Source organism: Streptomyces sp. R21, assembly GCF_041051975.1.
Lineage (GTDB): Bacteria > Actinomycetota > Actinomycetes > Streptomycetales > Streptomycetaceae > Streptomyces.
Genome location: NZ_CP163435.1, coordinates 5,162,685 through 5,182,659 on the forward strand (window position 1 = coordinate 5,162,685; position 19,975 = coordinate 5,182,659).

Consider the following 19,975-nt stretch of genomic DNA (forward strand, 5'->3'; position numbering starts at 1 on the left):
TCTCAGTCCTTGCCGTCGGGAAGGACGACGTTGAGTGCCCAGGACACGATCGAGATGATCAGGCCGCCCAGAACGGCGGTCCAGAAGCCGTCGACGTGGAAGCTGAGGTCGAACTTGTCGGCCAGCCACGAGGTGAGCAGCAGCATCAGGGCGTTCACCACGAGGGTGATCAGGCCCAGCGTGAGGATGAAGAGCGGGAAGGTCAGCACCTTCACGATCGGCTTGACCAGGAAGTTCACCAGGCCGAAGACCAGTGCGACGAGCAACAGCGTGCCGACCTTCTTGCCGGTGCTGTCGCCGGTCAGGGTGATCTTGTCGAGCAGCCAGACGGCGACGGCCAGGGCCCCCGCGTTGGCGATCGTCTTGACTACGAAATTCTTCATGTGTCTGATCGTGGCAGAAGAGATCGGTTACGAGCACTGGCAAGGGCGGACGAGATCGATGAAGGCATTCCGGTTGGACGAACTGGAGGCGGAACGAGCCGCCAATGACGGTGCTTACCTGCAGTTTCTGCGCGAGCGGAACATGTCGGTCGGCCTCTACGCGCTCGACGCGGGCGACCCGGACCCGCAGAAGCCGCACCAGCAGGACGAGGTGTACTTCATCGTGAGCGGCCGTGCCTCGATCACGGTCGGTCTGGAGACCACCCAGGTGGCGCGCGGCAGCGTCGTCTACGTACCCGCGGGGGTCGCCCACAAGTTCCATCACATCACCGAGGACCTGCGGGTTCTGGTGGTGTTCTCTCCACCGGAGAGCTGACGTCGGCCTCAGGGTTCCCTAGGGGGAGGGTCAGGGGAGGACAAGGGCTGCGAGGCCCCCGTTGCTCCCTTTCCGCCCCTAGCATCGTGTGCAGGACATCGGAGACTGGACACGAGACTCGGAAACGGGCTCGTCACTGGGCAGAGAGAAGGACGAGAGCGATGCGAGAGATCTTCGCGAGTATGCCGTGGTGGGTGAAGTGGGTCGCGGTGCCGATCATCGCCCTGTTCGTGTTCGGCAGCCTCATAGCGAGCATCGTCGGCTTCGTCGTCGGACTGCTCTTCAAGGCGCTGATCTTCGTCGCGCTCGTCGGCGGACTGATCTATGTCGTACGGAAGTTCATGTCGAGCTCGTCGTCGCGCAGCGACTGGTGATACCGACCGGGTGAGCGACCGGTAACGGGGAAGCCGGTATCAGGAAGCGAAGGTTCCCCCTGGCGAGGGAAGTTTTCCGGCTGGGCCGTCTGTCAGCGCCGACGGGCGGTTAAAGTCCGGAATTCGACGCGGGGCCGATCCCCCGCGGGCAGCGCACAGCCCCCTCCCGTGTTCCCCCGCACGGGCGGCCCCCCTCGCGCTTCGGGAGCGACCCTTGGCCACGGTTGACATCACACCCGCAGAACCGCACGCTCCACCCGCCCAGCGGGGAACCCCGCCGACGGCACCCACCCCGCCCGCCGTGCCGGCCCCGCCGCGCACCCGAGAAGGGGCGCACGGCCTGCCTGTTCAGCCGCAGACGTCGCCCTCGGAGGCACACGACCCGCCTTCGGAACCGCACCCCACGACCCTCATCGGTTCGGTCCAGCGGGCGATGCACCTTCTGGAGGCCGTCGCCGCCCGCGAGCACGGAGCCCCGGCCAAACAGCTCGCCCGTGAGGCGGGCCTCGCGCTCCCCACGGCATACCACCTGCTGCGCACACTGACCTTCGAGGGCTATCTGCGCCGCGAGAAGGGCCTGTTCTTCCTCGGCGAGGCCGCCGAGCGGCTGAGCAGCAGCGGAGCGCAGCAGAAACGTCGCAGCACGATGAGCGACGCGCTCGCCCACTGGCGCGATTCGATCGGTGTGCCCGTGTACTACGCGATCTACCGCGACGGCGAGATCGAGGTCATCCACGTCGCCGACACCCCGGGCAATCCCGCGGTCGAGGAGTGGGCCGACTTCCGGGAGACCGGCCATGCCCACGCGATCGGCCAGTGCCTGCTCTCCCAGCTCGACGAGAAGGCCCGCCGCGACCACCTCGACCGCTATCCCGTGCAGTCCATCACCCCGTACACGGTGCGTGACGACCGCACCCTGCTGCGGCGCCTGGAACGGGTGGGACGGATGGAACCGGTCATCGAGCGGCAGGAGTACGCGCTGGGCGCGCTCTGTGCCGCGATCCCCCTCACGGCCGGCTCTACCGCCGCGACGATGGCCATTTCCGTGCCTTCCCACCAGGCCCATCGACTGCTGCCCGCGGCGCGCCAGTTGCAGGACGAGATCGGAAGGCTACTAGGGACACTCGCCATCTCTATCAGCATCTGAAAACTCACTCCTTGTGATCTGTCGTGCACGGTGAGCAATATTTCATCAGCGTCAGGGACGATTCCTGGCCAATCGACGGCAACGACGGGGTAGGCGATGCGCGAGTCGGTACAGGCAGAGGTCATGATGAGCTTCCTCGTGTCGGAGGAGCTCTCCTTCCGCATTCCGGTGGAGCTGCGATACGAGACCTGTGATCCGTACGCCGTGCGGCTGACCTTCCACTTGCCCGGTGACGCCCCGGTGACCTGGGCGTTCGGACGGGAGCTGCTGATCGACGGCGTCGGCCGGCCGTGCGGCGACGGCGATGTGCACATCGCGCCGGCCGACCCGGAGGCGTTCGGCGAGGTGCTGATCCGGCTTCAGGTGGGCTGTGACCAGGCGCTGTTCCGGTCGGGTGCGGCGCCGCTCGTGGCGTTCCTCGACCGCACGGACAAGCTCGTGCCACTGGGGCAGGAGCGCTCCCTCGCGGACTACGACGCCCACCTCGACCAGGCGCTGCACCGCATCCTGGCGGAGGAGCAGAGTGCGGGCTGAAGTCCGCGTCGCCGACAGTGGAGTAACGCTTCGCCACTCACATGGTGCAACGTTTCCAGACGCAGGACGGCTTCGACTTCAGCTTCGGCTTCAGTGCTTGCGGCGGCGTCCCTTGCCGCCGCGCACCGGAGTCCGCGTGCTCGCCTGTGCCTGTCCCTGTGCTGACGCCGGGGCCGATGCGTCCGTCCCTGCCGAGCGGTCCGCCGAGACCACCAGGGCCGCCAGCGCGGTGGTCACCGGCACCGAGGCGACCAGACCGATCGAGCCCACCAGGGTGCGCACGATCTCCTCGGCCACCAGCTCGCTGTTGGCGACCGCGCCCACACTGCTCTGCGCGATCGAGAAGAGCAGCAGCAGGGGCAGGGCGGCGCCTGCGTAGGCGAGGACGAGCGTGTTGACGACCGAGGCGATGTGGTCGCGGCCGATCCGGATGCCCGCGCGGTACAGCCCGCGCCAGCCCAATGTCGGGTTGGCCTCGTGCAGTTCCCAGACGGCCGACGTCTGGGTCACCGTCACATCGTCAAGCACACCGAGCGAACCGATGATGACGCCCGCCAGCAGCAGACCGCTCATGTCGATGGACGGGTACAGACCGTGGATCAGGCCGGTGTTGTCGTCCGTGTTGCCGGTCAGCGCGGCCCAGTCGATGAACCCCGAGCCGAGGATGCCGATCAGCAGCAGCGAGAGCAGCGTGCCGAGCACGGCGACCGACGTACGGGCCGACAGACCATGGCACACGTAGAGCGCGATCAGCATGATCGCACTGGCCCCGACCACCGCCACGACCAGCGGATTCGAGCCCTGCAGAATCGCGGGGAGGATGAACAGCGTCAGGATCATGAAGCTGACGGCCAGCGCGACGAGCGCCATCACACCGCGCAGGCGGCCCACCACCACGACGGCGAGCGCGAAGATCCCGGCGAGCAGCGCCATGGGGAACTTTCGGTTCACGTCAGCGACCGAGTACTGCAGATTCTTGGGCGCGGAGGGCTCGTAGGCGACCACGACCTTCTCGCCCTCGTGCAACTGCCGTGACTGGTCAGGCTGGACGATCTCCGTGAACGTGCGGCCCTTGTCCTTGCCGGTGTCGATCCGGATCGTCGCCTTCTTGCAGTCGCCGGTCGCCTCCTGCTGTGCCGACGAGCCCTCGGCGGTGGAGGTGTCGCCGGTCGGGGTGTCCCCGGAGGCGTTCACCGACTTGCAGTCCACCTTGTCGACCGCGGTCACCGTGGCCTGCTGGGTCTGGCGGTCGAAGCCGACACCCGTGCGTTCGTGCGCGGGGGCGCCGCCCGGCCACAGCACCACCAGACCGACGACGACCGCGACCGCGAACGGGATCAGGATCGCGGCGATGACCTTGCGCAGATGCTGGGAGACCGGGGCGGCGGGGCCGTGGCTGTGACTGTGCGAGTGGCCGGAGCCGTGTCCGTCACCCGGTCCCGGACCGTGCCCGTCACCAGGTCCCGGGCCATGACCGCCTCCTCCATGGCCTCCGCCCTGGCCGTGCCCGTGCCCGTGCCCGTTGCCGGGGCCTTGGCCGCGGGGCGGCTCGGACGGCGGAAACGGGGGCTGCTGCATCGTGGTCACCGACCGATCATCGCAAGAACGACAGGGGCCCTCTGTTCAGCGCGCCAGATATGACGCTAGCGTGGAGGCACCTTTGCACACGCGGGAGCTCGGAGCACCGGGCTGAGAGGGCGCTGACCTTCGTCCCAGCGATGTTTCACATGAAACATCGGAGGACGGAAGCCGCTGCGTCGACCGCCGAACCTGTTACCGGGTAATGCCGGCGTAGGGAGTAGGTCTCATGACCAACAAGGACGTACGCACGCCTGCCTCCAGCCAGACGGACGGGGCGACCGCCCCTGCCGAAAACGGCGAGGTCGGGAAGTCCATCGGCTGGCACAAGGGGTATGTCGAGGGTTCGCGCCCCGACCTCCAGGTGCCGGTTCGTCAGGTGCACCTCACCAACGGGCAGTCCGTCACGCTGTACGACACCTCCGGCCCGTATACCGATCCGACCGTCGACACCGACGTACGCCGGGGCCTGGCGCCCCTGCGTGAGAACTGGATCATTGCCCGCGGCGACACCGAGGAGTATGCGGGCAGGCCCGTCCGCCCCGAGGACGACGGGATCAAGCACACCTCGCCGCGCGGGGGCCTGCGGAACCTCGACGCCGTCTTCCCCGGACGGCCGCGCCAGCCGCGCCGGGGCCGGGACGGGCAGGCGGTGACGCAGCTCGCGTACGCCAGGCGCGGGGAGATCACGCCCGAGATGGAGTTCGTGGCGGTCCGCGAGAACGTCGACCCCGAGGTCGTCCGTGAGGAGATCGCGGCGGGTCGCGCGGTCCTTCCGGCGAACGTCAACCACCCGGAGATCGAGCCGATGATCATCGGCAAGCGGTTCCTGGTGAAGGTCAACGCCAACATCGGCAACTCCGCGGTCACCTCCTCCATCGAGGAGGAGGTGGACAAGATGACCTGGGCGACCCAGTGGGGCGCCGACACGGTCATGGACCTGTCCACCGGCCGCAACATCCACACCACGCGCGAGTGGGTCCTGCGCAACTCCCCCGTCCCCATCGGCACCGTGCCGCTCTACCAGGCGTTGGAGAAGGTGGATGGCCGCGCCGAGGAGCTGACCTGGGAGATCTACAAGGACACGGTCATCGAACAGGCCGAGCAGGGCGTGGACTACATGACGGTCCACGCGGGCGTGCGTCTGCCATATGTGCCGCTGACCGCGAACCGCAAGACGGGCATCGTCTCGCGTGGTGGCTCGATCATGGCGGCGTGGTGTCTGGCGCACCACAAGGAGAGCTTCCTCTACGAGAACTTCGAAGAGCTGTGCGAGATCCTCGCGGCGTACGACGTCACGTACTCGCTCGGCGACGGCCTCAGGCCCGGGTCGATCGCGGACGCCAACGACGAAGCGCAGTTCGCCGAGTTGAGGACGCTCGGGGAACTCAACACGATCGCGAAGCGTTTCAATGTTCAGACCATGATCGAGGGCCCGGGACATGTTCCGATGCACAAGATCAAGGAGAACATCGACCTTCAGCAGGAGATCTGTGATGAAGCTCCGTTCTATACGCTCGGCCCGCTGACGACGGACGTCGCGCCGGCGTACGACCACATCACCTCCGGCATCGGTGCCGCGATGATCGCCTGGTGGGGCACGGCCATGCTCTGCTACGTCACGCCAAAGGAACACCTGGGCCTGCCCAACCGTGACGACGTCAAGACCGGCGTCATCACCTACAAGATCGCGGCCCATGCAGCGGACCTCGCCAAGGGACACCCGGGCGCACAGGAGTGGGACGACGCACTGTCGGACGCCCGCTTCGAGTTCCGCTGGGAGGACCAGTTCAACCTGGCCCTCGACCCCGACACGGCACGGGAGTTCCACGACGAGACACTGCCGGCAGAACCCGCCAAGACGGCCCACTTCTGCTCCATGTGCGGCCCGAAGTTCTGCTCCATGAAGATCTCGCAGGACATCCGCCGGGAACACGGAGGTACGAAGGCGGAGGTCGAGGAGGGAATGGCGCAGAAGTCGAAGGAGTTCGCGGCCGCGGGCAACCGGGTCTATCTGCCGCTGGCGGACTGAGGCTCCCACCGTGGTTCGTGTCGGACGCTGAGGCTCCCACCGTGGTTCGTGTCGGACGCTGAGGCTCCCACCGTGGTTCATGACGGACTGAGGCTTCTGCCTTGGTCCGTGACCGGTAGCCGTCCGCTGCACCGGGATGTGCAGCGGACGGGCCCGGGGCCGGATTCTGTGGGCAGACTGGCCGCATGACTTCGACCTCGATGAGCAAGGGCGGCAACCTGCCGGTTGACGCCGCCGCTGTTCAGGCCGTGCTCGGCTGGTCCGGGGGACCCGGTGCGCCGGACGCCGACGCCTCGGCGCTGCTGCTCGGCGCTGACGGAAGGGTGCGCGACGACGGCGACTTCGTCTTCTACAACCAGCCGCAGCACGCCTCCGGCGCCGTACGCCATCTCGGCAAGCGGCGGGACGCGGGGGCGACGACGGACACGGTCGAGGTGGATCTGCGGGCCCTGGAGCCGGGCATCGAGCGAGTCGTCCTGGGCGCCTCGGCCGACGGCGGGACCTTTGGCGACCTCACCGGACTGACGCTCAGGCTGCTCGACGCCGGGACACAGGACGAGATCGCGCGGTTCGAGATGGAGGCGACGACGGAAACGGCGTTCATCGGCGGGGAGTTGTATCTGCGCGCGGGCCGGTGGAAGTTCCGCGCGGTCGGACAGGGATACGCGTCCGGACTCGCCGGCCTCGCCACCGACTTCGGCATCAGTGTCGACGAGGAGACGGAGCCACAGGCGGAGTTGGGCGCCTCCGCGACCGCGCAGGCGGCCGCGTACCCGCCCGCGTCCGCCGGCGCGCCGGCGGCCCCGCCGACAGCCATGCCCATGCCGCCCACACCTGCGGCGCCCCCAGCCGTCGTACCGCAAGCGGCATCGCCCGCCCCCGCCGCGGCCCCACGCCTCAGCAAGGGTGAGGAGCGGTTGCCGGTCGACATGCGCAAGCGGCTCTCCCTGCGCAAGGAGCAGGTGGCGGTCAGCCTCAGGAAGCACGGTGCGGCGGGGGTGACGGCGCGCGTCCTGCTGGTGCTCGACGCCTCGGGCTCCATGTCGTTCCTGTACTCGAAGGGGGTCGTCGCCGACGTGGTGGAGCGGATGGCCGCGGTCTCCGCCCAGTTGGACGACGACGGGGTGATGCAGGCCTGGACGTTCGCCTCCAATCCGGCGCGGCTGCCGGATCTGACCCTGGGTGAACTGCCGCAGTGGCTGGAGCTCCATGTACGGGTCGGCGAGCTGACGCTGTTCCGCCGCAAGAAGCCGAAGAAGGGTCTGCTGCCCGGACAGGTGGACATGCGGGCGGTCGGCATCCAGAACGAGGAACAGAAGGTGATCGCCGAGGTTCGCACGTATGTGCGGGAGAATCCGGCCGCCGATCCCACGCTGGTGCTGTTCTTCTCCGACGGAGGTGTCTACCGCAACAAGGAGATCGAGAAGGAGTTGCGCGAAGCGGTGGAGGAGCCGATCTTCTGGCAGTTCGTGGGGCTGGGGCGGTCCAACTACGGCGTGCTCGAACGGTTCGACACGCTGCCGGGCCGGCGCGTCGACAACGTCGGGTTCTTCGCCGTGGACGACATCAGTACAGTCCCGGACCCGGAGCTGTACGACCGGCTTCTCTCCGAGTTCCCGTCCTGGATCACCGCGGCGCGGCAACAGGGCATCGCCTGAAGCCTGAAGCGGGCCCACCCGTATCCGCGCACGCCGGAAGCCGGGCCCGCGCTCATGGGATGCGGGCCCGGCTTCCGGGCGTTACTCCGGCTGGTGCTCGGGCCCCCCGAAGTCCGGGCTGGAGAAGTCCGGGCTGGAGAAGCTCGGCCGCGGGCCCGCCGCGGGCCCGCCGTCGGGGCTGCTGAACCCCGGCCGGTCATAGCCGAGTTGCGGGATGCGGCTGGGCGCCGGTGAGGGGCGGCGCCCCAGGGCTGCCGAGCCCGGATCGGCGAGCGCCTCCCGGAGGAACGGCAGGATGCCGTGCTCCAGCAGGGCGTCGTGCCAGGCTTCCCTGGCCCGGGCCACCTCCTCGTACAGCTCGCTGCGTGCTCCGGCACGGACGGAGGAGGAGCTGTTGCGCAGTGCCGTCAGCAGCAGTCCGACCGCGGCGACCAGGATGGCGGCCGCGGTGATGGCACCGAAGACCCACCCCGTGGTGAGGAGGGTCTTGGCGATGGTCGGCTCGGGCTTGAGCATCGTCAGGATGTAGCCCACGAGCAGGAAGATCGCCGCGGCGGTGCCGGCGAGGACGGGGGCGAGCACCGCGACGACGGCGCCGGCGCCGGCACCGGCGGTTTCGCCCACCTCGCCCATGGTGGCGGCAAGCCCCACCGCTGCCGCGCCCGGCTCCGTGGAACCGGCCTCCTCGCTCATCGTGGCGGGGGACGGCGCCGGCTGGCGCAGTTCCTCTCGGATGTTCACGTAGTGCTGGTACTCCGTCGCCGCGGCCGCCGTGATGAGCACGGTGGCGTTGAGCGCCATGGTGCGCAGTTGTTCGGGGTTGAGCCGCTGTCCCACAGCGGCCAGTTCAGGGCGGTGTGGTGCGGAGCGCAGCGCCTCATCGAGGATCCGCTCGTATTCCTGGCGGTCCTCGCTCAGCAGGTGCTGCGGAACGCTGTTCATGTGCATCCCCCGATGCTCCGTAGGGCTTGGGGCTCGCACGCTGACGAGCCGTCGGGCAGAAACGGAGGGGAGCCTGCTACGGATAAGCCGATGGTAGAGCGGTGACGGCACGCGGTGACAGGGGGTTTCCGGAAATTGCCCTCTGGCCAGCGAAGTCCTTCGAGGGGGACGCCTGCCCGTTGAACGCTCAGCTACCCAGCGGAAGTTGCTGGACCAGCAGCTTTCCGGCCATGGTCACTCCACCGTCCATCGCGATGGCCAGACCGTCGGCGTAGACGTGCGGTCCTTCGACCACGGGGCCCGTGTCGTCCTCGCCGTCCTCGGAGCCGACCTCGCCCAGAAGGTACGGAATGGGGCTGTGACCGTGCACGATGCGGTTGCCGCCGAAGGCGCCCAGCAGTTCGCGGACGGCCTCGGCGCCGCCGTCGTCGCGGAAGGCGAAGCGCTTGGTGAACTTGCGGAAGAGGTCCCAGCACTCGTCCGCGTCATTACGGGTGAGGGCTTCGCGGACGTTGTCGTTGACCGCCTCGATGGAGTCGCCGTAGTCGAGGTAGGCGGTGGTGTCGGAGTGCACCAGGAGGTGTCCGTCGACCTGCTCCATGGCGTCGAGGCGGGCCATCCACTGGAGGTGGTGGTCCTGGAGGCGGTCCATGTCGGTCTTCTGGCCGCCGTTGAGAAGCCAGGCGGCCTGGAAGGTGGCGGTTCCCGCGCCGGAGTTGACGGGGGTGTCGCCGAACCGCCTGGCGCCGAGCAGCAGCAGCTCGTGGTTGCCCATGAGCGCCTTGCAGTAGCCGCCGGCCGCGGCGGCTTCGGCGGACAGCCGCATCACGAGATCGATGACGCCGATGCCGTCCGGGCCGCGGTCGGTGAAGTCGCCGAGGAACCACAGCCGGGAGGTGCCGGCGGACCAGTGGCCCGAGGTGTCGATCAGGCCCTGCTCGTGGAGTGCGAGGACCAGCTCGTCGAGGTAGCCGTGCACGTCGCCCACGACGTACAGCGGACCGGGCCCGTCGTCCGGTTGGGGCGCCGCAGGTACGGCCTCGGGGTCGACGATCACCTGAACCGTGTCACCCCGGTTGATGACGGGCAGATCGCGCCGCGTGGGCGTGTACCCCTCGGGTGCGACGACCGGTCCAGTGGCCTCGCCGGGAGGCGTGGTCTGCGCATACGGACCGGTCTCGTGGACGTACGCGGGCACCCGGAAGTCGCGCAACGTGTCCGTCCGCACCACCTCGGGTCCCTGACCGGCCCCCTGAGTCATCGACCCCTCCACCACCATCGCGCCGCATCTGCACCCGTTCGGACTGCCTGGTCGCAGCGGCCCGCGGTGTCGTGGGCCCATCATAGGAATGCGGATCGCGCCATGTGATGACCCAGGGGTGGTGAATCGGAGAAGGAGCCCAGTTCACCGGGGTTTTCGCCCGAATTGGGCGGGCCTTTCCGTGCGGGACGTCCCCCTGACGCCCCGCCGGAGCTCCGCGGGACGCCGACCACCGGCCGCCGACGCCCGCAACCGCTTACTCCTCCTCGGGCGACCGGGGCGGACTGACCGTCGTCCGCGGCGAGCGGCGCTCGGAGGATGTCCGCACGATCAGCTCGGTCGGTATCACCTGCTCGACCGGTTGGTCCGATTCGAGCCCTTCGATGGCGTCGATGAGGAGTTGCACCACCGCGGTGCCGATCCGGCGCGGCTTGAGGGACAGGGTGGTGATGGGCGGCTCGGTGCCGGCGTAGACGGTGGACTCGCTGCAGCAGACGATGAGCAGGTCGTCCGGTACGCGCAGGCCGTAGCGCCGGGCCGCGGCCAGCAGGTCGGTGCCGTTGGGGTCGAAGAGCCCGTAGACGGCGTCGGGGCGGTCGGGCCGGGCGAGCAGCCGGTCGGCGGCCACGGCGCCCGCGCACGGATCGTGCGCCGGATAGGCCTCGTACACCGGATCCTGGCCCACCCGCTCGCACCAGCGCAGGTATGCGGTCGTGGAGAGGTGGGTGTAGGTGTCGGTGGTGGTGCCGGTCAGGAGGCCGATGCGGCGGGCGCCGGCGTCGGCCAGGTGGTCGAGGATGCCGAGGACGGCGGCCTCGTGGTCGTTGTCGACCCACGCGGTGACCGGGAGCGAGCCGGCCGGGCGGCCGTCGGAGACGACCGGTAAGCCCTGCCGGACCAGCTCGCTGACCACCGGGTCCTGGTCGGACGGGTCGATGACGACCGTGCCGTCCAGGGCGACGTTCGACCACACGTCGTGGCGCGAGGTCGCGGGGAGGATGACCAGGGCGTAGCCCCGGGCGAGCGCTGCCGAGGTGGCGGCTCTCGCCATCTCCGCGAAGTACGCGAACTCGGTGAAGGTGAAAGGTTCATCCCCGTACGTCGTCACAGTCAGGCCGATCAGGCCCGACTTGCCGGTACGGAGGGTTCGGGCCGCGGCCGACGGGCGATAGCCCAGCCGGTCGGCGACCTCGCGGACATGGCGTCGGGTGGCGTCCGGGAGCCGGCCCTTGCCGTTGAGGGCGTCCGAGACAGTCGTGATCGAGACTCCGGCGGCCGCGGCCACGTCTCTGATGCCCGCTCGGCCCGGTCGACCGCCTCGGCGGGTGGTCTCCGCCCGGCTCACCTGGTGCTTCCCTGCTGCTGTCATGGCGAGCCGATAGTAGGGCTCATGCGGTGGGGTAGTGCGGACGCATATGCACTCGTTGACAGGCACGTTTCTGCATGGTCATTTGCGCTTAACTGCCTTGGAAACAAAGGGAGTTGAACGATCCAATGGCAGGACGTGACTTGTCGGCACGCATAGGCCTGCCAAGTCGGCGATGTTTCGAAGAGGTCTCAACTCACCTTCACGAGGGATGCGCGCCACGGCGCGAGCCACCGGCGCGTACCGAAATAAGTGGCGCGCCCCCCGTTTCGTCCGCCTTCGTGCGGTGATGCCCGTGGGGCGCATGTGGTTGTCCACAGCCCATTCGCACCGGCGCCGAATCCTCATAAGGTGAGAAGCATTGGAAGCCGGTGGCGTTCATGAGCCGGTGCGGGTCACGAGGAGGACTGCGGTGAGCGAGACGAGCCCCAAGCTGCGTGCCGAGTTGGCGGGAATTCCCACCTACAAGCCCGGCAAGCCCGCCGCGGCCGGGGGTCCGGTGGCGTACAAGCTGTCGTCCAACGAGAACCCCTATCCGCCGCTGCCCGGCGTGATGGAGAGCGTGACCGCCGCGGCCGGCAGCTTCAACCGGTACCCGGACATGGCGTGCACGGGCCTGATGAACGAGCTGTCGGAGCGCTTCGGCGTCCCGCTCACCCACCTGGCCACCGGCACCGGCTCGGTCGGGGTCGCGCAGCAGCTGCTCCAGGCCACCAGTGGCCCCGGCGACGAGGTCATCTACGCCTGGCGGTCTTTCGAGGCGTACCCGATCATCACCCAGGTCAGCGGCGCGACCTCGGTGAAGGTGCCGCTGACGCCGGGCGATGTGCACGATCTCGACGCGATGGCGGACGCGATCACCGACCGGACCCGGCTGATCTTCGTCTGCAACCCGAACAACCCGACCGGCACCGTGGTGCGCCGGGCCGAGCTGGAGCGGTTCCTCGACCGGGTGCCCGGTGACGTGCTGGTCGTGCTCGACGAGGCCTACCGCGAGTTCATCCGCGACAACGACGTGCCGGACGGCGTCGAGCTCTACCGCGATCGCCCCAATGTCTGTGTGCTGCGCACCTTCTCCAAGGCGTACGGCCTCGCGGGCCTGCGTGTCGGCTTCGCGATCGCCCATGAGCCGGTGGCGGCGGCGCTGCGCAAGACGGCGGTGCCCTTCGGGGTCAGCCAGCTGGCGCAGGACGCCGCGGTCGCCTCGCTGCGCGCCGAGGACGAGCTGCTGGGCCGGGTCGGTTCGCTGGTGTGCGAGCGCACGCGCGTGGTCGAGGCGCTGCGCGGACAGGGCTGGACGGTGCCCGAGACGCAGGCCAACTTCGTGTGGCTGCGGCTGGGGGAGCGCACGCTCGACTTCGCGGCCGCCTGCGAGCAGGCCGGGGTCGTCGTGCGGCCGTTCGCCGGGGAGGGTGTCCGGGTGACCATCGGCGAGACCGAGGCGAACGACATCTTCCTGAAGGTGACGGAGGGGTTCCGCCAGGAGCTCTGAGCCCGGACGGGTCTGCTCCTCGGCCGCGACGTGATCCGCCGGACAGGCGCTAGTCCTCCAGGAGTTCCACGCGTACGGGGTCACCGTCGCGCACGGTGGCCAGCCGGCGCGGGTCGCCGTCGAGGCGGCCGAGGAGGTTGCACGGGCTCGCGAGGCGGCATTCGTCGCCCCGCGAGACCGGCGTGGGCCCGTAGGGGAGCGCGAGGGCGTCGCCGTCCGTCCAGAAGGCCACGGTGCCCGGCTCCACGACCTGGCGGGCGCCGTCCTCGCGGGCGGCACAGACGCCGGTGTCGAAGTAGACCTCCTCGCCCCAGGTGCGGGCGGTGGAGACGAGCGGCAGTGCCCGGGCGAGGGACCGGACGGTCGGGGTGTCGTCGAGGGTCGCGGTGAGGTTTCCCGCGGGCCAGGAGATCCGTATCTGCATGGAGCGGATTCAACAAGATGTTGAAGTTCTTGCCAAGGGGCCCGCGGGAGCGATCGCCCTCTCGGCGCCCCTTCGCGCCGGGGGCAACCGGTCCACGGTGCCAGGGACCAGCCGGTCCACAGTGAGGGACCCCCCGCCTCTCCACCCTCGAACGGGCATGCGTCATAATTGCTTGTGAATGTGAACGCGTTCACAAACGTGTCCCGGTTGCTCCCGTGATGTGTGTGTTCAACGGGGCAAACTGCCGCTGTGACCACGGCGACGTAAGGAGACTGACGACGTGGAATTGGCTTTGGCGCCGGAGACTCTGGCGCGATGGCAGTTCGGCATCACCACCGTCTACCACTTCCTCTTCGTCCCCCTGACGATCTCTCTCGCCGCGCTCACCGCCGGCCTGCAGACCGCCTGGGTGCGCACGGAGAACGAGAAGTACCTCAGAGCCACCAAGTTCTGGGGCAAGCTCTTCCTGATCAACATCGCCATGGGTGTCGTCACGGGCATCGTGCAGGAGTTCCAGTTCGGCATGAACTGGTCCGACTACTCGCGCTTCGTCGGTGACATCTTCGGCGCACCGCTCGCCTTCGAGGCCCTCATCGCCTTCTTCTTCGAGTCCACCTTCATCGGGCTGTGGATCTTCGGCTGGGACAAGCTGCCGAAGAAGATCCACCTCGCCTGCATCTGGATGGTCTCGATCGGCACGATCCTGTCGGCGTACTTCATCCTCGCGGCCAACTCGTGGATGCAGCACCCCGTCGGCTACCGGATCAACAAGGTCAAGGGCCGCGCCGAACTCACCGACTTCTGGCACGTCCTGACCCAGAACACCGCGCTCACTCAGGTCTTCCACACGCTCTCGGCCGCCTTCCTCACGGGCGGGGCCTTCATGGTGGGCATCGCGGCCTTCCATCTGACCCGCAAGAAGCACATCCCCGTGATGAAGACCTCGCTGCGGCTCGGTCTGGTCACCGTCATCATCGGCGGAATGCTCACCGCGATCAGCGGTGACACCCTCGGCAAGGTCATGTTCAAGCAGCAGCCGATGAAGATGGCCGCCGCCGAGGCCCTGTGGGACGGCGAGGCGCCCGCGCCTTTCTCGGTCTTCGCCTACGGCGACGTCGACAAGGGGCACAACAAGGTCGCCATAGAGATCCCGGGACTGCTGTCCTTCCTCGCCAACGACGACTTCAGCTCGTACGTCCCCGGCATCAACAACGTCAACAAGTCCGAGCAGCAGAGGTTCGGCCCCGGCGACTACCGGCCGAACATCCCGGTCGCGTACTGGGGATTCCGCTGGATGATCGGCTTCGGGATGACGTCCTTCGCCCTCGGGCTGGCCGGACTCTGGCTGACCAGGAAGAAGTTCATGCTGCCGCAGCACCTGAGGGTCGGTGACGACGAGGTGCCGCACCTGGTCCTCTTCAAGAAGAAGGCGCTCGGCCCGACGCTCACCAAGTGGTACTGGCGCCTGGCCATCCTGACCCTGGGCTTCCCGCTGATCGCCAACTCCTGGGGCTGGATCTTCACGGAGATGGGCCGTCAGCCGTGGGTCGTCTACGGCGTGCTGCAGACCCGGGACGCGGTCTCCCCCGGTGTCTCGCAGGGCGAGGTCCTCACCTCGATGCTCGTCTTCACGGCGCTCTACGCGATCCTCGCCGTCGTCGAGGTCAAGCTGCTCGTGAAGTACGTCAAGGCCGGCCCGCCCGAGCTCACGGAGGCCGACCTCAACCCGCCCACGAAGATCGGCGGCGACACCCGTGACGCCGACAAGCCGATGGCCTTCTCGTACTAGGCCAAGGGAGCTGCTGAGTCATGGAACTTCACGACGTCTGGTTCGTCCTCATCGCGGTCCTCTGGATCGGCTACTTCTTCCTGGAGGGCTTCGATTTCGGGGTCGGCATCCTCACCAAGCTGCTGGCCCGTGACCGCGCCGAGAAGCGGGTGCTGATCAACACGATCGGACCCGTCTGGGACGGCAACGAGGTCTGGCTGCTCACGGCGGGAGGCGCGACCTTCGCCGCCTTCCCGGAGTGGTACGCCACGCTCTTCTCCGGCTTCTACCTGCCGCTGCTGGTCATCCTGGTCTGTCTGATCGTGCGCGGTGTCGCCTTCGAGTACCGGGCGAAGCGGCCCGAGGAGAACTGGCAGCGCAACTGGGAGACGGCGATCTTCTGGACCTCGCTGATCCCGGCGTTCCTGTGGGGCGTGGCCTTCGGCAACATCGTGCGCGGAGTGAAGATCGACTCCGATTTCGAGTACGTGGGCAACTTCTGGGATCTGCTCAACCCGTACGCCCTCCTGGGCGGTCTGGTCACGCTGACGCTGTTCACCTTCCACGGGACGGTGTTCGTCGGGCTCAAGACCGTCGGGGACATCCGGGCGCGGGCGCGGAAGCTGGCACTGCAACTCGGGCTGGCCACAGCTGTGCTGGCATTGATCTTCCTGCTCTGGACGCAGGTCGAGAACGGTGACGGCAGGTCGCTGGTCGCGCTGGTCGTGGCCGTGGCAGCACTGGTCGTGGCGCTGGTCGCGGTCAACGCGGGGCGCGAGGGCTGGGCGTTCGCGCTGTCGGGGCTCACCATCGTGGCGGCCGTCGCGATGCTCTTCCTGACGCTCTTCCCGAACGTCATGCCGTCTTCGCTCAACGATGAGTGGAGCCTGACGGTCACCAACGCCTCGTCGAGTCCGTACACCCTGAAGATCATGACCTGGTGTGCGGGGATCGCCACACCGCTCGTCCTGCTCTACCAGAGCTGGACCTACTGGGTGTTCCGCAAGCGGATCGGTACGCAGCACATCGCCGTGGATGCGGCGCACTGAGTCTGACGCAGGGCATGTTTCACGTGAAACATGCCCTGATGAGCCAAGGGTGTGTTTCACGTGAAACCAATTGATCCGCGTCTGCTCCGGTACGCCCGCGCCACACGCTTCTTCCTCATGGCGGTCGTGGGGCTGGGGGCCGCCGGAGCGGCGCTGGTCATTGCCCAGGCGATGCTCATCGCCGAAGTGGTGGTGGGCGCCTTCCAGCACGGCATGTCGGTCACCGAACTGCGCACACCGCTGGCCCTGCTGGCTGCGGTTGCCGTGGGCCGGGCAGTTGTCGCGTGGCTCACCGAACTCGCCGCGCACCGGGCGAGCGCGGCGGTCAAGTCGGAGCTGCGCGGGCGGCTCCTGGAGCGCGTCGCGCGGCTCGGCCCCGGCTGGCTGAGCGGGCAGCGCACGGGCTCGCTGGTCGCCCTCGCCACACGGGGAGTCGACGCCCTCGACGACTACTTCTCGCGCTATCTGCCGCAGTTGGGGCTCGCCGTCGTGGTCCCGGTGGCCGTGCTTGCGCGGATCGTCACCGAGGACTGGGTGTCCGCGGCGATCATCGTCGGCACCCTGCCGCTGATCCCCCTCTTCATGATTCTGATCGGCTGGGCCACGCGCTCCCAGATGGACCGTCAGTGGCGGCTGCTGTCCCGGCTGTCGGGGCACTTCCTGGACGTGGTCGCGGGACTGCCGACGCTCAAGGTGTTCGGTCGGGCCAAGGCGCAGGCCGAGTCGATCCGGAAGATCACCGGCGAGTACCGCCACGCGACCATGCGGACGCTGCGGATCGCCTTCCTGTCGTCCTTCGCGCTGGAACTGCTCGCCACGATCTCGGTCGCGCTGGTCGCGGTGACCATCGGAATGCGGCTCGTCCACGGCGAGATGGACCTCTACGTCGGTCTCGTCATCCTCGTCCTCGCGCCGGAGGCGTATCTGCCGCTGCGCCAGGTGGGGGCTCAGTACCACGCTGCCGCGGAGGGACTCGCAGCAGCGGAGGAGATCTTCGCCGTACTGGAGGCGCCGCTGCCGCCCTCCGGGACCGCTGCCGTACCGGACGGGGAGATCTCCTTCGAGGGGGTCACCGTCCGCTACCCGGGGCGGACGGAGGACGCCGTCTCGGAAGCCTCCTTCGCGGTCGCGCCCGGCGAGACCGTCGCCCTCGTCGGCCCGAGCGGCGTCGGCAAGACCACGCTGCTGAACGTCTTGCTGGGCTTCGCGGACCCCACCGCCGGACAGGTGCGCGTCGGGGGAGTCGATCTCACCGCGGCCGACCTGGAGCAGTGGCGCTCGCGCGTCGCCTGGGTTCCGCAGCGGCCCCACCTGTACGCCGGATCCATCGCCGAGAACGTACGGCTGGCTCGGCCCGACGCCGACGACAGGGCGGTTCGGCGCGCCCTGGCCGACGCCGGAGCACTGACCTTCGTGGACGCGCTGCCCGACGGAGTGGACACGGTTCTCGGCGAGGACGGCGCGGGGCTCTCCGCCGGCCAGCGACAACGGCTCGCGCTGGCCCGGGCGTTCCTCGCGGACCGGCCGGTCCTGCTGCTCGACGAACCGACAGCCGCGCTCGACGGCGCGACGGAGGCGGAGGTCGTCGACGCGGTGCGCAGGCTCGCCGTGGGGCGGACGGTGCTGCTCGTCGTGCACCGGCCCGCGCTGCTGGCGGTGGCGGACCGGGTGGTGCGACTGGAGGCCACACAGCGGGTCCATGAGGCTTCCGCCTCGGCCCAGCCGTCCCTTCACCCAGACGAATTCAGCTCCTCCGCGGCCACGCCACCGAAGGAGACCGAGCCCGATGCCGCCGTCGCCGAGGGGGTCGGCCCGCTCGGACGGGTCCGCGCCATGGCCGGGGCCCGGCGCGGCCGGCTGGTGTTCGCCCTCCTGCTCGGGGCCCTCGCGCTCGGCAGTGCCGTCGGGCTGATGGCCACCTCCGGATGGCTCATCTCCCGGGCCTCCCAGCAGCCGCCGGTGCTCTACCTGATGGTGGCCGTGACAGCGACACGGACGTTCGGCATCGGGCGTGCGGTCTTCCGCTACAGCGAGCGGCTCGTGTCGCACGACGCGGTGCTGCGGATGCTCGCCGACACCAGGGTCGCCGTCTACCGGCGCCTCGAACGCCTCGCGCCCGCCGGGCTGCGCACGACCCGGCGCGGCGATCTCCTGTCGCGGCTCGTCGCCGACGTGGACGCGCTGCAGGACTACTGGCTGCGCTGGCTGCTGCCCGCCGGAGCCGCCGCGGTCGTGTCGGCGGCCTCCGTCGCCTTCACCGCCTGGCTGCTCCCGGAGGCCGGGGCGGCCCTCGCCGCCGGGCTGCTGGCCGCCGGGGTCGGCGTCCCGCTCGTCACCGGCGCCGTGGCGCGTCGCGCGGAACGCCGACTGGCTCCCGCGCGCGGTGTTCTGGCGACCCGGGTGGCCGACCTCCTCACAGGGACGGCCGAGTTGACGGTCGCGGGCGCGCTGCCCGCCCGTACGGCACAGGCCCGGCAGGCCGACACCGTGCTCACCCGCATCGCCTCCCGGGCCGCCACCGCGACCGCCCTCGGCGACGGGCTCACCGCCCTGGTGTCCGGGCTGACGGTCACGGCCACCGCCCTCGTGGGCGCCCAGGCGGTCGCCGCCGGACGGCTGAGCGGTGTGGCGATGGCCGTCGTCGTCCTCACCCCGCTGGCCGCGTTCGAGGCCGTCCTCGGGCTGCCGCTCGCCGTCCAGTACCGGCAGCGGGTGCGCAAGAGCGCGGAGCGCGTGTACGAGGTACTGGACGCGCCCGATCCCGTACGCGAACCGGAGCGGCCGCAGCCCGCGCCCGCATCCCCCTTCCCGTTGGTACTCAAGGGCATCGGCGCCCGCCACGGCGGACAGGACCGGGACGCGCTCGCCGGGGTGGACCTCACGCTCGGGCAGGGCCGAAGGGTCGCCGTCGTGGGTCCCTCCGGGTCCGGCAAGACGACGCTCGCACAGGTGCTGCTGCGGTTCCTGGACGCGGGCGCGGGGACCTACACGCTGGGTGGCGCGGACGCGGGCGGGATGGACACCGACGCCGTACGCCGCCTCGTGGGGCTCTGCGCCCAGGACGCGCACCTCTTCGACAGCTCGGTGCGCGAGAACCTGCTGCTGGCCCGCAAGAACGCGACCGAGACGGAACTGCGCGACGCGCTCGCGCGGGCCCGGCTCCTCGACTGGGCGGACGGGCTGCCCGACGGGCTCGACACGATGATCGGCGAGCACGGGGCCCGGCTGTCCGGCGGGCAGCGGCAGCGGCTGGCGCTCGCCCGCGCGCTGCTCGCCGACTTCCCCGTCCTCGTCCTCGACGAGCCCGCGGAACACCTCGACCTGCCGACGGCGGACGCCCTCACCGCGGATCTGCTGGCCGCGACGGAGGGCCGTACGACACTGCTGATCACGCACCGGCTGGCCGGGCTGGACGCGGTCGACGAGGTGATCGTGCTGGCGGAGGGACGCGTGGTGCAGCGGGGGCCGTACGCGGAGCTGGCCGCCGTGGACGGGCCGCTGCGGGTGATGGTGGAGCGGGAGGCGGAGGGAGAGCTGCTGGTGGGAGCGGCCCGCTCCTAGAACCACGCCCTCGGAATCTCACCCTGAGAA

Annotated in this window: 16 protein-coding genes and 1 riboswitch; of the genes, 10 read left to right on the forward strand and 6 right to left on the reverse strand. The window is 69.3% G+C overall.

Features of this window, described 5'->3' with window-relative positions:
* Nucleotides 1-2 precede the first annotated feature (2 nt).
* Complete coding sequence (locus AB5J56_RS22955; protein ID WP_369234647.1) at nt 3-383, reverse strand: phage holin family protein; 381 nt, start codon at nt 381-383, stop codon at nt 3-5.
* A 58-nt stretch (nt 384-441) separates the two neighbouring features.
* Here AB5J56_RS22955 and AB5J56_RS22960 point away from each other — a divergent pair, with 58 nt between their 5' ends.
* The 4 genes from AB5J56_RS22960 to AB5J56_RS22975 all read left to right on the forward strand — a co-directional run bounded on the left by AB5J56_RS22960 (nt 442) and on the right by AB5J56_RS22975 (nt 2,814).
* A complete protein-coding gene (locus tag AB5J56_RS22960; RefSeq protein ID WP_369242706.1) occupies nt 442-759 on the forward strand; it encodes a cupin domain-containing protein in 318 nt (105 codons plus the stop codon).
* Nucleotides 760-920: 161 nt separating this feature from the next.
* Nucleotides 921-1,133: a DUF5326 family protein gene (locus AB5J56_RS22965; protein WP_369234648.1), complete on the forward strand. Its 213-nt coding sequence runs from the start codon at nt 921-923 to the stop codon at nt 1,131-1,133.
* A 412-nt stretch (nt 1,134-1,545) separates the two neighbouring features.
* Nucleotides 1,546-2,280, forward strand: a complete 735-nt coding sequence (locus tag AB5J56_RS22970) for an IclR family transcriptional regulator (RefSeq protein ID WP_369242708.1) — start codon at nt 1,546-1,548, stop codon at nt 2,278-2,280.
* 96 nt (nt 2,281-2,376) lie between these two features.
* Nucleotides 2,377-2,814 (forward strand): SsgA family sporulation/cell division regulator, encoded by a 438-nt coding sequence (locus tag AB5J56_RS22975; protein ID WP_369234649.1) that lies wholly within the window; start codon nt 2,377-2,379, stop codon nt 2,812-2,814.
* Between the two features lie 90 nt (nt 2,815-2,904).
* Here AB5J56_RS22975 and AB5J56_RS22980 read toward each other — a convergent pair whose 3' ends face one another.
* On the reverse strand, nt 2,905-4,401 hold the full coding sequence (locus tag AB5J56_RS22980) for a YibE/F family protein (protein ID WP_369234650.1): 1,497 nt from the start codon (nt 4,399-4,401) through the stop codon (nt 2,905-2,907).
* Between the two features lie 71 nt (nt 4,402-4,472).
* Nucleotides 4,473-4,629: riboswitch (TPP riboswitch) on the forward strand.
* On the opposite strand from AB5J56_RS22980, the gene thiC reads away from it, so the two are divergent.
* Both thiC and AB5J56_RS22990 read left to right on the forward strand, forming a co-directional pair.
* The gene (thiC, locus tag AB5J56_RS22985; RefSeq protein WP_369234651.1) at nt 4,622-6,424 is read left to right on the forward strand and encodes a phosphomethylpyrimidine synthase ThiC; all 1,803 of its coding nucleotides are present in this window, start codon (nt 4,622-4,624) and stop codon (nt 6,422-6,424) included. It overlaps the preceding riboswitch by 8 nt.
* Nucleotides 6,425-6,609: 185 nt before the next feature.
* Nucleotides 6,610-8,082 carry a VWA domain-containing protein gene (locus tag AB5J56_RS22990; protein WP_369234652.1) on the forward strand — a complete coding sequence of 491 codons (1,473 nt, stop codon included), beginning with the start codon at nt 6,610-6,612 and terminating at the stop codon, nt 8,080-8,082.
* 81 nt (nt 8,083-8,163) lie between these two features.
* Here AB5J56_RS22990 and AB5J56_RS22995 read toward each other — a convergent pair whose 3' ends face one another.
* From AB5J56_RS22995 to AB5J56_RS23005, 3 genes are all read right to left on the reverse strand, one after another.
* A complete protein-coding gene (locus AB5J56_RS22995; protein ID WP_369234653.1) occupies nt 8,164-9,030 on the reverse strand; it encodes a hypothetical protein in 867 nt (288 codons plus the stop codon).
* Nucleotides 9,031-9,211: 181 nt separating this feature from the next.
* Entirely contained in the window at nt 9,212-10,285 is a 1,074-nt protein-coding gene (locus AB5J56_RS23000) for a metallophosphoesterase (protein ID WP_369234654.1), read from the reverse strand.
* Nucleotides 10,286-10,541: 256 nt separating this feature from the next.
* Entirely contained in the window at nt 10,542-11,654 is a 1,113-nt protein-coding gene (locus tag AB5J56_RS23005; RefSeq protein WP_369234655.1) for a LacI family DNA-binding transcriptional regulator, read from the reverse strand.
* Between the two features lie 409 nt (nt 11,655-12,063).
* Between AB5J56_RS23005 and hisC the strand changes: the two genes are divergently transcribed.
* Nucleotides 12,064-13,143: a histidinol-phosphate transaminase gene (hisC, locus tag AB5J56_RS23010; protein ID WP_369234656.1), complete on the forward strand. Its 1,080-nt coding sequence runs from the start codon at nt 12,064-12,066 to the stop codon at nt 13,141-13,143.
* A 49-nt stretch (nt 13,144-13,192) separates the two neighbouring features.
* Here the strand turns inward: hisC and AB5J56_RS23015 are convergent, their stop codons facing one another.
* Nucleotides 13,193-13,567, reverse strand: coding sequence for a cyclophilin-like fold protein (locus tag AB5J56_RS23015; protein ID WP_369234657.1), 375 nt, complete (start codon nt 13,565-13,567; stop codon nt 13,193-13,195).
* A gap of 280 nt (nt 13,568-13,847) precedes the next feature.
* On the opposite strand from AB5J56_RS23015, the gene AB5J56_RS23020 reads away from it, so the two are divergent.
* From AB5J56_RS23020 to cydD, 3 genes are read left to right on the forward strand one after another with little or no spacing between them, the layout of a single operon-like run.
* Nucleotides 13,848-15,356 (forward strand): cytochrome ubiquinol oxidase subunit I, encoded by a 1,509-nt coding sequence (locus tag AB5J56_RS23020; RefSeq protein ID WP_369234658.1) that lies wholly within the window; start codon nt 13,848-13,850, stop codon nt 15,354-15,356.
* Nucleotides 15,357-15,376: 20 nt separating this feature from the next.
* Nucleotides 15,377-16,384 (forward strand): cytochrome d ubiquinol oxidase subunit II, encoded by a 1,008-nt coding sequence (gene cydB, locus AB5J56_RS23025; protein WP_369234659.1) that lies wholly within the window; start codon nt 15,377-15,379, stop codon nt 16,382-16,384.
* Between the two features lie 60 nt (nt 16,385-16,444).
* On the forward strand, nt 16,445-19,945 hold the full coding sequence (gene cydD, locus AB5J56_RS23030) for a thiol reductant ABC exporter subunit CydD (protein ID WP_369234660.1): 3,501 nt from the start codon (nt 16,445-16,447) through the stop codon (nt 19,943-19,945).
* Nucleotides 19,946-19,975 lie beyond the last annotated feature (30 nt).